Genomic DNA, 13,053 nt, shown 5'->3' with positions numbered 1-13,053 from the left:
CCGGACTATACACAGTGAACGAAAGTTGTATAGCTCGAATGCTCCTCGTATGCTCGGCGCATGACCAGCCCCGATGCCCTCCGGAGCGGCCCCGACACCGGCCGGACGTCCTCGCCGGCCCGCGAAACGGACCGAAGGACCGCGGTGCTGGACGCCGCCCTGACCACGTTCGCGCGCTTCGGCTACCGGAAGACCTCGATGGAGGCGGTGGCGCAGGCGGCGCACATCTCCCGGCCGGGGCTGTACTTTCTCTTCTCCTCGAAGGAGGCCCTGTTCCGAGCCGCGGTCACCCAGGCGCTGGAGCGCGACATCGCGGCGGTCGAAGACGTGCTGGCCGACGGTGAACGCCCCCTGCCGGAGCGTCTCGTCGCCGCGTTCGACCAGTGGGCGGGCCGCTACATCGGCCCGCTGACACGGGATGTCACGGAGGTCATCGAAGCCAACCCCGATCTGCTCGGCGACACGGCCGAGACCGCGCCACGCCGTTTCGAGGAACTGCTCACCGAGGCGATCGCCGCGCGGGCGGGACGGGAGACGGCGCCCGCGCTCGCCCGGACGATGATCAGCGCGTCCATCGGCCTCAAGCACCAAGCGCCGTCACGGGAGTTCTATCGCGAGCGGATGACGACCGCCGTCGAGCTCCTGATGCGCTGAACGGGCCCCGGCCTCCGCCGTTCGCGGAAGACGGGGAGACGCCGGCGTACTCCTGCCCCGGGCCCCACCGGCCGGACACCGCTGTCGTCGCGTGCCACAGGCCCGCCATACGCTCCGCGACCGCTGGCACACGTCACGCGAGCGACCCGGCGGACGGTTGCCGTGGGCCGGGGGACGGCGGGTGTCGAGGGCGCTGTGCCGGGAACCCAGGGCGAGTAAGCCACATGCAGCCGACACAGCGTGGCCCGGCTCGGTCGGGTCAGCGGGACGGATACTCCATGACCGGTGGGTACATGGGTCCCGGCGGCTTCGGTCGGGACCCGTTCGACGAATTCGTCGCGCGTTTCCTGGGGGGCGCCTCCTCCGGGGGCGGCCGGCGGGGCGATCCCCGCTACTTCGACTTCCTCCGCCTGATGAGCGAACCCGCGCGGCAGCTCGTCTCCGACGCCGCTTCGTACGCGGCCCGGCACGGCAGCAGCGACCTGGACACCGAACATCTGCTGCGGGCGGCACTCGTCACCGAACCGACCCACACCATGGTGGCCAGGGCGGGCGCCGACCCGGACGCGCTCGCCGCCGAGATCGACCGCGGAGTGGAGGAGGGCCCGCCGCGCAGTTCGCTGTCGGTCACCCCCGCCGTGAAGCGGGCGCTGCTGGACGCGCACGAGATCGCCCGCTCCCGGGGTGCCTCGTACATCGGCGCCGAGCATGTGCTGGTCGCGCTCGCCGCCAACCGGGACTCGGCGGCGGGCCGGATCCTCGACGCCGCCCGCTTCGACCCCGGCACCGCGGCCCCCGGCGGCTACGGCCCCGGCCAGGGCGCGGGCGCGGAGGCACCGACCCGGGGCGGGCAGCCGACGCGGGAGAGCGGCACCCCGAATCTCGACAAGTACGGCCGGGATCTGACGGCGCTGGCCCGCGAGGGCCGTATCGACCCGGTCATCGGGCGCGATCAGCAGATCCGGCAGAGCATCGAGATCCTGGCCCGGCGCGGCAAGAACAACCCGGTGCTGATCGGCGAGGCCGGTGTCGGCAAGACGGCCGTGGTGGAGGGCCTGGCCCAGCGCATCGTCGAGGGGGAGGTACCCGACGGCCTGCTCGGCCGGCGGGTCGTCCAGCTCGACTTCGGTACCGTCGTCGCCGGGACCCGCTACCGGGGCGACTTCGAGGAGCGGCTCACCGGGATCATCGACGAGATCCGCGCACACAGCGAGGAGTTGATCGTCTTCATCGACGAGCTGCACACCGTCGTCGGGGCCGGCGGTGGCGGGGAAGGCGGCTCGATGGATGCGAGCAACATGCTCAAACCGCCGCTCTCGCGCGGGGAACTGCACGTCATCGGCGCCACCACGCTGGAGGAGCACCGGCGGCACATCGAGAAGGACGCGGCGCTCGCCCGCCGGTTCCAGCCCGTCCTCGTCCCCGAGCCGACGGCGGCGGACGCCATCGAGATCCTGCGCGGCCTCCGCGACCGCTACGAGGCGCACCACCAGGTCCGCTACACCGACGAGGCGCTGGTCGCCGCCGTCGAGCTGTCCGACCGCTATCTGACGGGGCGCTATCTGCCGGACAAGGCCATCGATCTGCTGGACCAGGCCGGCGCCCGGGTCCGGCTGCGCACCGCGACGCGCGGCACCGATGTGCGCGCGCTGGAGCGCGAGGCCGAGCAGGTGCGCCGCGACAAGGACCAGGCCGTGGCGGCCGAGGACTACGAGCGGGCCAAGGAACTGCGTGACCGGCTCAGCGAGTTGGAGAAGTCCATCGGCCGCGACGAACGCAAGCCGGAGGACCGCGGCGCCCACCGGATCGCGGAGGTGACCGTCGAGGACATCGCCGACATCATCTCCGAGCAGACGGGCGTGCCGGTCAGCAATCTCACCCAGGACGAGAAGGACCGGCTGCTCGGCCTGGAGGAGCATCTGCGCAAGCGGGTCATCGGCCAGGACGAGGCGGTGTCGGCGGTCGCCGACGCGGTGCTGCGCTCCCGCGCCGGGCTCTCCAGCCCGGACCGGCCCATCGGCAGCTTCCTCTTCCTCGGCCCCACCGGCGTCGGCAAGACGGAGCTGGCCCGCGCCCTGGCCGAGGCGCTGTTCGGCAGCGACGACAAGATGGTGCGGCTGGACATGAGCGAGTACCAGGAGCGGCACACCGTCAGCCGTCTCATCGGCGCCCCTCCGGGATACGTGGGACACGAGGAGGCCGGCCAGCTGACCGAGACGGTGCGCCGCAACCCGTACTCGCTGCTGCTCCTGGACGAGGTCGAGAAGGCGCACGCCGACGTGTTCAACATGCTGCTCCAGGTCCTCGACGACGGACGGCTGACGGACTCGCAGGGCCGCACGGTCGACTTCAGCAACACCGTCATCGTCATGACGAGCAACCTCGGCTCCGAGGCCATCACCGGGCGCGGTACGACGGTCGGTTTCGGAGGCGGCAGCGAGGAGGCCGACGAGGACGCCCGCCGGGAGCGCGTGCTGCGGCCGCTGCGGGAGCACTTCCGGCCGGAGTTCCTCAACCGCATCGACGAGATCGTCATCTTCCGCCGGCTCGACGACGCCCAACTGCGGCAGATCACCGACATGCTGCTGGAGGAGACCCGGCGCCGGGTGCACGCCCAGGGCCTGACCATCGACTTCTCCCCCGCGGCCGTCGACTGGCTGGCGCACCGGGGCTACCAGCCCGAATACGGCGCCCGGCCGCTGCGCCGCACCATCCAGCGCGAGGTCGACAACCAGCTCTCCCGGATGCTGCTCGGCGGCGAACTCGATCCGGACACCCGGCTGCTGGTCGACGAGGCGGACGGCAAGCTCGAATTCCGCACGGAGTCGTCGTGAGGCGGCCGACCCTGCGGATGAGGCCGGCGCGCCGTAGGACCTTCCGGGTGCTGCCCGGCGTACGGCTCGTCCTCGGCCGCCGCTCCTGGGAGGCGGCGTGGGGCGGCCGGCGGCGGGGCCGCCGCACGACCGGCTCGGTGCGGCGCCGCGCGTCCTCGATGAACCTTCCCGCCCCGTTCGGCCGCCGCCGCGGCCGCGCGGTCCGCAAGCGCACCCGTTCACGCGGCGGCAGCTGACCGGCTCGGCGGACCGGGCCCGGCGGGTGACCGGGGCGCCCGTGCGGTTCCGGAACACGATGCGCCTCGGTCACCCGCGAAGCGGACTCCGTCAGGCTTTCTCAGTGACAGTTGAGCTTGCGGGTCGGGCCGATCTTGTGGCCCTTGAGGGGGCCGCTGCTCCAGTAGAGGATGACGCGGTGGTTGTGGATGCCCGCACAGCGAGCAGTCAGCGTGCGGCTGCCGCTCCCGATCCAGCGTGCCTTGGCGTCGGTGGCCCACCCCCACCAACGGGAGCTCTGGAGAACGGCCGTGAGCGTCCAGTTGTTCGCGCATCCGCGACTCCACGCCCGCGCCCTCACCTTCTTCCGGGGGCGCTGGACCGGAGCGGTGACGCCCAGGTTGCACCCCTTGACGGCGAAGGTCTGCCGACCCTCCTGGGCCGGCGGCGTGGCCGCCTGCGCCGCCCCGGAGCCGCTCAGACCGCCGGCGACGAGGACACAGCCCCCCGCTGCCAGCGCGACGCGGTGACGGAACTTCTTCATACCCACTCCTCCCCTTCTCCCCGAGTGCTGTGCTCTGGCTGCCCGTTGGCATCCGACAGACGCCTGCGAACAGGTCATTTCACCCGAAAGTGAGAAGGGGCGGCGGGTGCGGTCGCACGTGCTGGAGCGCTCTGGCGATCAGCGGATCGCGTCCGTGACGGAAGAGGCGTCAGCGGTGGCCCAGCACGTTGATCACCCGGCCGTTGGGGTCACGGACGAAGAAGCGGCGCACCCCCCACTCCTCGTTCTGCAAGGGGTGGACGATCTCCGCGCCGCTCTCCCGCACGGCCGCGTAGGCCGCGTCGACGTCGTCCACTTCCACGCTCATGTCGGAGGTGACCGGTGCGGTCTTGTCGGCGGCCATGAAGCTGATCTGCGCCGTCGGGCCGGACGGGGCCGCGAGCGTCATGATCCAGCCGAGGTTCATGACCTCCTCGAATCCGAGCAGACCGTAGAACTCCCGGGATTCCTCCGCGGCTTCCGACTGCACATTGGGGACGACACGGCGAACGGCCATCGATGGCTCCAAGGGGACAGCAGACCGTGTTGGGTGTCCAGGAGTACCGCATCACACCGACAATCAGACGCACTTTCGAGGCGAGTCCGTCCTAAGCGTTCAGCCCACCATTGCTGTGCAGCAGTTGGCCGTTGACCCACTGGCCACGCGGTGAGCAGAGGAAGTCCACGAGGTGTGCCGCGTCCTGCGGGGTGCCGAGGCGGCCGAGCGGGGTGTGGTCGCGGCAGGCCGCTTGCAGCTCGGGCGACATCCAGCCGGTGTCGACGGGCCCCGGGTTGACGACGTTCGCGGTGACACCGAGGTGGGCGAACTCCCGGGCGGCGGCGAGGACGATGCGGTCCATGGCGCCCTTGCTCGCGCCGTAGGGCAGGTTCCCGGCGGTGTGGTCGCTGGAGAGTCCGACGATCCTGCCGCTTCCGTGGGCACCGGCGAAGCGGGACCCGTAGGCGCGTATCAGCAGCCAGGTGGCGCGCGCGTTGACCGCGAAGTGCCGGTCGAAGCTCTCGACGGTGGTGTCGAGCAGGCCGGAATCGACGGATTCGCAGTGGCACAGCACCAGGGCGGTGACCCCGCCCAGCCGCTGTTCCGTCTCGTCCAGGACGCGGTCGGGTGCGGCGGGGTCGGCGAGGTCGGCCTCGATCGCCACCGTCCGTGCGCCGTGCCGGGCGAGGTCCTCGCCGATGGTCTCGGCGGCGCCCGGTTCCGCGCCCCACTCCATGCGGGCGTCGTAGGGGGACCAGTAGGTGTATGCGATGTCCCAGCCGGAGGCGGCCAGTTGGCGGGCGATGCCCGCGCCGATGCCGGCGGTCCTGCCGACGCCCGTCACCAGGGCGAGCGGGCGCGGGCCGGCGAAGCGGGATTCCGGGGTCTGCGTCGTGTTCACGGACAGGGATGCTCCGGCGTGGGCACGGTTCCGGGCAACTGTTTTGCCGGGCAGGTGCACTGCGGGGGCGCCTTCCGGTGCGGGGTGTGTAGAAGCCGCGTCGCGAGGTAGGCACGAGTGCAGGACATTCGCCGACCGAGAGGAGCCCGCGCAGTGCGGCGCGTTCAGCACACCGTTCATTCCCCGCGTTCCGAGAGCGCCGGCCGCCCGGCTCCGCGCTCGCCGAAGCCGGACTGGCAGAACCTGTTCCTCGCGCCCCGCTACCGCGACCCTCGCCCCGACGAACCCCGCTACCGCGATCCTCGCCCCGATGAACAGCCGCGGCCGGCCCGTTCACGCCGGGCCCGGCGGAGGCGTCCCTGACCGTGCGGCCGTCCTCACCCGGCATCGCCGCTGCCGTCGTCGTCGACGCCGCGCGGGTGCTGCTGGTGCGGCGCCGCCCCGGGGAGGCCGGGCTGCGCTGGCAGTTTCCCGCGGGGGCGGTGGAGCCGGGTGAGTCGGCCGGGGAGGCCGCCGTCCGGGAGACGCGAGAGGAGACGGGGCTGCATGTCGCGGCGGTACGGCCGCTCGGCGGGCGGCTCCATCCCGTGACGGGCCGGTGGATCGCGTACACGGCGTGCGTTCCCGTCGGCGGCGAGGCCCGTGTCGCCGACACCGCGGAACTCGACGCCGTCGCCTGGGCCCGGCCCTCCGCGCTCCCCCGCTACCTGCCCGGCGGCCTGCACCCGGCCGTCCGGGAGTACCTGGACACGCTCCCCGGCTGACCGGGCCCCGCCCCGTACTAGGCATCCGCCTCGGGCCGGCCTTTTCTTGAGCGTACGTTCCAGATCAGCTACGGTGCAGAACATGGCAAGGACCCGGGAGTTCGACACCGAGGCGGTCGTCAGCCGCGCCATGGATCTGTTCTGGACGCGCGGCTACGAGGCGACCTCGGTGCGCGACCTGACCCAGCACCTGGGGATCGGACAGGGATCCCTGTACGCGGCGTTCGGCGACAAGGACGGCCTGTACCGGGCCGCGCTGGAGCACTACCGCACCACGCTCGCGGCAGCCGCCCTGCGCGACCTGGAGGAGGGAGCGGACGCCCGCGCGGCCATCCGTGCGCTCCTGACGGAGCGGATCCGTATCGCCGTCCGGGACGACGGCCGGGGCTGCCTGGCCGTCAACGCCGTCTGCGAGCGGCTGCCGCAGGACGCGGCGACCCGCCGTGTCGTGCGGGACATGCAGGACGCGACCCGGGAGGCGTTGGCCGAGGTGCTGCGGGCCGCGAGGGAGCGTGGCGAGATCGCCGCGCGGCACGACCCGCACACGGCCGCCGCCTTCCTGGTCACCTTCCTCAACGGGCTGCTGGTCTCCTCGAAGATCACCCCGGACACGTCCACGCTCGAACCCCTCGTGGAGATCGCACTGACCGCTCTCGACTGAGGCCACCCGACCACGATCGGAGGCTTTTCCTGCCCTGATTCTGTAACGCACACCCCAGAAAACGACCCAGGGCCGACCCCCATGCGGGCCGTCCGCCGGTCCGCTCGACCCACCGCACCCGCCGACAAGGCAGAAAGCAGCACGTCATGCTGGACGACCACACCTCGACTCCCCTGCGCACCGGCCGCGCCACCGTCAACGGAACGAGCCTGCACTACCGGACGGCCGGGTCCGGCCCCGCCGTCGTACTGCTGCACGGTGTACCGAAGACCGGGTACCACTGGCGCCACCTCGTCCCGAAGCTGACGCCCCACCACACCGTCGTCGTGCCCGACCTGCGCGGCCTCGGGGACTCCGCCCGCCCCGCGGACGGCTACGACTCCGCGACGATGAGCGACGACATCGCCCATCTGATGGCCCACCTCGGACACGAGAGGTACGCCGTCGTCGGCGAGGACTGGGGCGCGGTGATCGGCTATCAGCTCGCCGCCCGCCACCGCGACCACGCCACCGGACTGGTCTTCGCCGAGGCCCTGCTCCCCGGCTTCGGCTTCGAGGACCACACGGCCCTCACTCTGGAGAACGTCTCCAGTGGCATGCATCTGTGGCACCTGGGCTTCTACTTCCAGCCCGACATCCCGGAGACGCTGATCGCCGGACACGAACGCGAACTGATCACCTACATGATCAAGAACGAGCGCAGCCACCCGGACACGGCCACCCCGGACGCGATCGAGGAGTACGTGCGCTGCTACTCCATGCCCGGCGGCATCCGCGCCATGCTCGCCGTCTACCGCGCGATGCTCACCGACGCCGCACAGAACCGGGAGAGCGCCCAGAAGAAGCTGGACATCCCCGTCCTGGCGCTCGGCGGATCCGCCTTCATCGGCGAACGCAACGAGGAGCAGGCCCGGTTCGTGGCCCACGACGTCACCGGCCACGTCTTCGACGCGGGCCACGACCTCGCGGAGGAGGTACCCGAGGAGATGGCCGGCGTCGTCCTGCCGTTCCTGGCGGCGCACGGCTAGCACCCCGCCGGCCGAACTCCTCGTCTGCGCACGAGGGTCTTCGCGCTGCGCACCACGCACCGGCCCGACGCGAGCGCGGCGCACGGGTGCGGGGAGACGGGCTCGGGCGGGACCTCGAATCGGCCCGGCAGGGACGGTGCCGGGGCTCAACTCGGGCTGTGCCGGCTCCGGTAGGCCGCGACGCTGGCCCGGTGTGCGCAGGTTCGGGTGCAGTACTGCTTCGAGCCGTTGCGCGAGAGGTCCACGAAGGTGGCCCGGCAGGTCGGCCCGGCACATACGCCGAGACGAGCCGGGCCGAGCGTGGCGATCACGGACGCCAGTGCGCTGAGCGTCGCCACGGCAAGGTGCGCCGAGCAGCGGTCGCTGTCGGAGGTCACCTCGGTACGCCAGCGGCCGTCCTCGTGGCGCAGTACCGGGGTGGCACGGCTTCGACGCAGCCCGTCGTTGAGCAGTGCCGCAGCTTCGGCCGCGTCCGTGTCCGCCCGTTCGAGCACCTCACGCACCGTCTCGCGCAGCGCGCGGACCTCCGCCAGGTCGGCGCGGGTGAGGCGCCGCGTACCGGCTCTCCGGCCCGCGGCCGAACTCGGAGGCAGAGCCGCCGGATGGCCTTCGAGAAAGTCCCGGAGTTGCTCCACGGTCTCCAGCGTGTCCTCCCCCTTGATCGGCCTCAAGGTGTTGGCGAGGTCGACGGCCGTCTGGACCACCTCTGGGTTGTGACACGCATTCTGCATTTGACGTATCTCCTCTCTGCTCCATAACGTTACACCCAAAGGAGCTTTCGCATGTCACAACCTACGCAGCCGGGGACCACGCCGCAGACGATCGCGCCCGCAGAGGCCCCGGCACCCGAGCGAACGAACGCCTCGGACGGACGTCGGCTGGGGCTCACTTCGGGGTTGCTGGTGCTGCCGATGTACGTGGCGCTGGGAGCGCCGTCGGTGGCCCTGCCGGCCGTCGGCCGGGCACTCGCGGTGCCGTTCGGGGCCACCGCATGGATTCTCGCCGCATGGTCGCTGACCTCCGCGCTCGCGATGCCGGTCGCGGGCCGGCTGCTGGCCCGCTGGAGTCCCTTCCACATCCTCGTCGCCGGCGTCGTGGCGCTCGCAGCGGGCTCCGCGCTCGCCGGGGCCGGCCCCACACTGTCCGTCGTGATCGTCGGCCGGCTGATCGGCGGCGCCGGAGCGGGCGCGACCGTGATCGCCGTCTACGCCGCGGCCACCGCCCTTCCCGGGCGGCAACGGATCCGCGCCCTGGGAATCGTCGCGGCCGCCAGCGCGACGGCGTCGGGGTGCGGGACGCTGTTGGGCGGGGCGGTGACCGCATGGCTCGGGTGGCGTGCCGTGCTCGCGATCCCGGTTCTCGCGCTGCCCCTGCTGCTGGTCGCGTTGCCGAGCAGGCGCGCGCTGACGCGGAACGGCAGCGGCGAGCGCAACGGCTCGACCGGGCGACTCGACATCGTCGGCGCGGCCGTGCTGTCGGTGCTCGCCGGCTCCCTGATCACGTTGTTGCAGGCACACTCGGTCGGCCTGCCCGCTCCGGTCACGCTCGTCGTGGCCACCGCCGGGGTACTCGCCGCCGTGGGGCTGTGGTGGCGCGTGCGCGGCACGCCCGACGGGTTCGTGCCCCGGCGGGTGATCGCATCCCGCGGCTTCCTGGTGGCCGGGCTCATCGGCGGGACGGTCTTCGCCGGCTACTACGGGGTGCTGTTCCGCGCCCCGTCCCTGATCGAGCAGGCCACGGGCGGCGGTCCCCTGGAAGCCGGCGTGCTCCTGGTCCCGGCCGCCGCCTGCTCGGTGCTGACCGGGCGACTGATCGGCACCTTGGCCGACCGGTTCACCGGCTGGCGGGTGTCGGCCGGGCTCGCGGCGCTCACCGTCGTCGGCGTGCTCGTGGTCGCGCTCTCCACCGGGCCGGTCCTGATCGTCGTCGGCACAGCGTTGACCGTGTGCGGGTTCGCCGGTGCCCAAGCCGTACTGATGAGCCTCGCGCCGGACCTGGTCGCCGCGGACGACCGCCACACCGCACAGGGCCTGCTCAACTTCATGAACGCCCTCGGCGGCGGGATCGGTCCGGCCGCCGTCGCGGGTCTGTCCGGCATCGTGCCGGCACCGGTGGCCCTCGCCGCGCTCGCGGCGCTCCCCCTGACCGGACTCGTCCTCGGCCTGACCCGGCGCCCTGCCGCCGACCACCGCCCCGCACCCGACACCCCGGGTGGGACCCCGCACTGACGGCCCACCCGCCTCCGATCCGATAACGCCTCGCCCACCAAGGAGCATTGCCATGTCCGCCGAGCCGTTCGAGGTCAACGTCACCGAAGCCGAGATCGCGGACCTGCGTGACCGATTGCGGCGGACACGGTGGCCCGAGCGCGAGCCGGTGGACGACTGGTCGCAGGGGCTGCCGCTGGCGTACGCGCAGGAGCTGTGCCGCAGTTGGGCCGAGGACTACGACTTCGGGTTCGCCGAGCGGCTGAACGCGTTCCCGCAGTACCGCGCCACCGTCGACGGGCTGGGCATCCACTTCCTGCACGTCCGCTCGCCCGAGCCGGACGCGTTCCCGCTGGTGCTCACGCACGGGTGGCCGGGTTCGGTGCTCGAATTCCTGGAGATCCTCGGCCCATTGACCGACCCGCGCGCGCACGGCGGTGACCCGGCGGACGCGTTCCACGTGGTCGCGCCGTCATTGCCCGGGTACGGCTGGAGCGACAAACCGTCGACGACCGGCTGGGGCGTCGCTCGCACCGCGCGCGCGTGGGACGCGTTGATGGTCTCGCTGGGTTACGAACGCTACGGCGCACAGGGCGGTGACTGGGGCTCCGCGGTGTCCGGGCGGCTGGGCGAGGTGGCGCCCGAGCGGGTCGCCGGCGTCCACCTGAACCTGGGGTCCGTGGCGGCGGGCACGTTCGACGACCCGACGCCCGCGGAGCTGGCGAATCTCGCGGCCGAGCAGGAGATGCAGCGCACCGGCCGCGGGTACTCGGCGATCCAGGCGACCCGGCCGCAGACGCTCGGCTACGGCCTCACCGACTCCCCGGCGGGCCAGGCCGCCTGGATCGCCGAGAAGTTCTGGGCGTGGACGGACAACGACGGCCATCCCGAGGACGCGCTGTCGCGGCGGACGATCCTCGACGAGATCTCGGTCTACTGGTTCACCGCGTCGGCCACGTCGTCGGCGCGCCTGTACTGGGAGAGCTTCGCCACCTTCCGGGACAAGGTGACGGCGCCGTCCGGGCTGTCGGTCTATCCGCGCGACATCACCCGCCCGTCGAGGCGGGAGGCCGAGCTGCGGTTCACCGATCTGCGCTGGTTCGAGGAGCTGCCGCGTGGCGGCCACTTCGCCGCGCTGGAACAGCCGGAGTCGCTGGTCCAGCAGGTGCGCGGGTTCTTCCGCCTGTTCCGCTGACCGTCCGTGCGGGCCCGGGGGAGGCCGCGCCGTACGGGCCCCGGTACCTCTCCCCTGCGCATGACGGACGGTTCGCCGGCGCACGGGAGGCGGTACTCGCGGTACACACGGTGCGGCGTCCGCTCCCCCCTCACCGGCGCTCCGCGCCCCTGCGGCGCATCCCGCCTCAGGTCACCGGGGTCCGCGGGGACGGCCGTCCCCGTCGTCCGCCCCCGCACGCCGCGTCGAGGCCCGCAGACGCAGATCCGGCGCGACGACGACGGGTTCGTCGGGGGTCGGGGCGCCGGCGAGGCGGGCGAGCATGAGGTCCACTCCGGCCGCGGCGAGGTGTTCGTGGCTGAGGTCCATGGCCGTGATGGGCGGATGGGACCGGCGGGAGTGCTCGGAGTCGGTCAGGGCCGCCACCATCAGATCGTCGGGGACGCGCAGGCCCAGTTCGTCCGCGACCTGGGTGACGATCGCGGCGAAGTCGCTGGTGGCGACCACCACGGCGTCCGGCCTGCGGCGGCCGGCGAGCATCCGGCGGATCCTGCCCGCCGCACCGGCGTCGCTGAGGCTCTCGCTGAGCAGGGCGGTACGGGCGCTGCGTCCGTGCTCGGCGCACCAGGTCTCGTGGGTCTCCCGGGGCCGCCGGTTCCACGCGTTGTCCTCGCTGCCGGTGAGCAGCGCGATCCGGTCGGCGCCCTGGGCGGCGAGATGGTCCAGGAGGGCGGTGACCGCCGTGGTGTAGTCGAGCCGGACCGCCCAGGGCAGCGCGGGGCGTTCGGGGTCCTCCTCGATGGTGACCACGGGTACGTTCCGGCGCAGGAGTTCGGTGAGGACACCGTCGCCGCCGTAGGGGTGGGCGACGAGGCAGCCGTCCATGGGCACGCCGGCGGTGGCCGGGTCGTCCAGGTCGGGGACGTGGATCAGTCCGACCTTGCGGCGCAGCATCTCGGTGGCGACCGAGCCCACCAGCCGGTTGAAGGTCTCGGCGCGGTCGCGGGTGTGCGCGACCGCGTACCGGGGCCGCAGCACCAGCCCGACGAGCCCTGAGCGGCCGGTGCGCAGGGAGCGGGCGCTGGGGTTCGGGTCGTATCCCAGCTCGCCGGCGGCGGCGAAGACGCGGTCCCGGGTGGCCTGGGAGATCGGCCGGACGCCGGAGAAGGCGTGCGAGACGGTGCTGATGGACACCTGGGCACGCTCGGCGACCTCGCGGATGGTGACCTTGCGTCTGGAGGTCCTGTCGCCCAACGACGTCGGCTCCCTTCGGTCGGCTCGGGCCGCGCTCTGCCCGGTCGGATGCGGCCGGAGGCGCTCGTCCGCAGTCGGGTGCTGTCGGGTGTTTCCGGATGCGGTCGGTTGCGCCGGATCAAGTATCGCGTACGCGTGTGCGGTTGCGGCGCGCGAGGGGCACCGCCCGCGTGCGGGGCGTCCGCCCGGTCGTGCCGGACGGCCGCCGCACACCCCTTGACACCGTTCCGCACCGGGCCCGAGGGTGGCACACCATCAAAACCTTTTGATGGGGGATCGCGATGCATCCACCAAGCCCCTCCCGTACGGGAGAAGAC

At 72.5% G+C, this 13,053-nt stretch carries 13 protein-coding genes; 8 read left to right on the top strand and 5 right to left on the bottom strand.

Features of this window, described 5'->3' with window-relative positions; genetic code table 11:
• The first annotated feature begins 60 nt into the window (after positions 1-60).
• The 3 genes from SCA03_RS07700 to SCA03_RS07690 all read left to right on the top strand — a co-directional run bounded on the left by SCA03_RS07700 (position 61) and on the right by SCA03_RS07690 (position 3,724).
• Positions 61-654, top strand: coding sequence for a TetR/AcrR family transcriptional regulator (locus tag SCA03_RS07700; protein ID WP_078874570.1), 594 nt, complete (start codon positions 61-63; stop codon positions 652-654).
• 278 nt (positions 655-932) lie between these two features.
• Entirely contained in the window at positions 933-3,488 is a 2,556-nt protein-coding gene (locus SCA03_RS07695; protein ID WP_170297970.1) for an ATP-dependent Clp protease ATP-binding subunit, read from the top strand.
• Positions 3,485-3,724: a DUF4236 domain-containing protein gene (locus SCA03_RS07690; RefSeq protein WP_230988530.1), complete on the top strand. Its 240-nt coding sequence runs from the start codon at positions 3,485-3,487 to the stop codon at positions 3,722-3,724. Before SCA03_RS07695 ends, SCA03_RS07690 begins: the two co-directional genes overlap by 4 nt.
• 101 nt (positions 3,725-3,825) lie before the next feature.
• On the opposite strand, the gene SCA03_RS07685 is transcribed toward SCA03_RS07690, so the two are convergent.
• From SCA03_RS07685 to SCA03_RS07675, 3 genes are all read right to left on the bottom strand, one after another.
• On the bottom strand, positions 3,826-4,248 hold the full coding sequence (locus SCA03_RS07685) for a hypothetical protein (RefSeq protein WP_030884121.1): 423 nt from the start codon (positions 4,246-4,248) through the stop codon (positions 3,826-3,828).
• Positions 4,249-4,417: 169 nt separating this feature from the next.
• The gene (locus SCA03_RS07680) at positions 4,418-4,765 is read right to left on the bottom strand and encodes a VOC family protein (protein ID WP_086814641.1); all 348 of its coding nucleotides are present in this window, start codon (positions 4,763-4,765) and stop codon (positions 4,418-4,420) included.
• 91 nt (positions 4,766-4,856) lie between these two features.
• Positions 4,857-5,648 carry an SDR family oxidoreductase gene (locus tag SCA03_RS07675; RefSeq protein ID WP_230988529.1) on the bottom strand — a complete coding sequence of 264 codons (792 nt, stop codon included), beginning with the start codon at positions 5,646-5,648 and terminating at the stop codon, positions 4,857-4,859.
• A gap of 365 nt (positions 5,649-6,013) precedes the next feature.
• Between SCA03_RS07675 and SCA03_RS07670 the strand changes: the two genes are divergently transcribed.
• From SCA03_RS07670 to SCA03_RS07660, 3 genes are all read left to right on the top strand, one after another.
• Positions 6,014-6,412 (top strand): NUDIX hydrolase, encoded by a 399-nt coding sequence (locus SCA03_RS07670; protein WP_230988528.1) that lies wholly within the window; start codon positions 6,014-6,016, stop codon positions 6,410-6,412.
• Between the two features lie 82 nt (positions 6,413-6,494).
• Positions 6,495-7,073 (top strand): TetR/AcrR family transcriptional regulator, encoded by a 579-nt coding sequence (locus SCA03_RS07665; protein ID WP_086814638.1) that lies wholly within the window; start codon positions 6,495-6,497, stop codon positions 7,071-7,073.
• A gap of 146 nt (positions 7,074-7,219) precedes the next feature.
• Positions 7,220-8,101 (top strand): alpha/beta fold hydrolase, encoded by an 882-nt coding sequence (locus SCA03_RS07660; RefSeq protein ID WP_169729610.1) that lies wholly within the window; start codon positions 7,220-7,222, stop codon positions 8,099-8,101.
• Positions 8,102-8,247: 146 nt separating this feature from the next.
• Here the strand turns inward: SCA03_RS07660 and SCA03_RS07655 are convergent, their stop codons facing one another.
• Positions 8,248-8,832 carry a CGNR zinc finger domain-containing protein gene (locus tag SCA03_RS07655; RefSeq protein ID WP_086814637.1) on the bottom strand — a complete coding sequence of 195 codons (585 nt, stop codon included), beginning with the start codon at positions 8,830-8,832 and terminating at the stop codon, positions 8,248-8,250.
• A gap of 51 nt (positions 8,833-8,883) precedes the next feature.
• On the opposite strand from SCA03_RS07655, the gene SCA03_RS07650 reads away from it, so the two are divergent.
• Positions 8,884-10,329, top strand: a complete 1,446-nt coding sequence (locus tag SCA03_RS07650; RefSeq protein WP_086814636.1) for an MFS transporter — start codon at positions 8,884-8,886, stop codon at positions 10,327-10,329.
• 52 nt (positions 10,330-10,381) lie between these two features.
• Complete coding sequence (locus tag SCA03_RS07645; RefSeq protein ID WP_086814635.1) at positions 10,382-11,503, top strand: epoxide hydrolase family protein; 1,122 nt, start codon at positions 10,382-10,384, stop codon at positions 11,501-11,503.
• Positions 11,504-11,674: 171 nt separating this feature from the next.
• Here the strand turns inward: SCA03_RS07645 and SCA03_RS07640 are convergent, their stop codons facing one another.
• A complete protein-coding gene (locus SCA03_RS07640) occupies positions 11,675-12,736 on the bottom strand; it encodes a LacI family DNA-binding transcriptional regulator (protein WP_051845858.1) in 1,062 nt (353 codons plus the stop codon).
• Between the last annotated feature and the right edge of the window lie 317 nt (positions 12,737-13,053).

The organism is Streptomyces cacaoi (assembly GCF_006539165.1).
GTDB classification, from domain to species: domain Bacteria; phylum Actinomycetota; class Actinomycetes; order Streptomycetales; family Streptomycetaceae; genus Streptomyces; species Streptomyces cacaoi.
The sequence above is the reverse complement of the archived record's forward strand: the minus strand, read 5'-3'. Positions and strand labels throughout refer to the sequence as shown.

Coding starts and splice junctions, on each gene's coding strand:
- SCA03_RS07700 (WP_078874570.1), top strand. CDS start 61: ATGACCAGCCCCGATGCCCTCCGGAGCGGCCCCGACACCGGCCGGACG.
- SCA03_RS07695 (WP_170297970.1), top strand. CDS start 933: ATGACCGGTGGGTACATGGGTCCCGGCGGCTTCGGTCGGGACCCGTTC.
- SCA03_RS07685 (WP_030884121.1), bottom strand. CDS start 4,248: ATGAAGAAGTTCCGTCACCGCGTCGCGCTGGCAGCGGGGGGCTGTGTC.
- SCA03_RS07680 (WP_086814641.1), bottom strand. CDS start 4,765: ATGGCCGTTCGCCGTGTCGTCCCCAATGTGCAGTCGGAAGCCGCGGAG.
- SCA03_RS07665 (WP_086814638.1), top strand. CDS start 6,495: ATGGCAAGGACCCGGGAGTTCGACACCGAGGCGGTCGTCAGCCGCGCC.
- SCA03_RS07660 (WP_169729610.1), top strand. CDS start 7,220: ATGCTGGACGACCACACCTCGACTCCCCTGCGCACCGGCCGCGCCACC.
- SCA03_RS07655 (WP_086814637.1), bottom strand. CDS start 8,832: ATGCAGAATGCGTGTCACAACCCAGAGGTGGTCCAGACGGCCGTCGAC.
- SCA03_RS07650 (WP_086814636.1), top strand. CDS start 8,884: ATGTCACAACCTACGCAGCCGGGGACCACGCCGCAGACGATCGCGCCC.
- SCA03_RS07645 (WP_086814635.1), top strand. CDS start 10,382: ATGTCCGCCGAGCCGTTCGAGGTCAACGTCACCGAAGCCGAGATCGCG.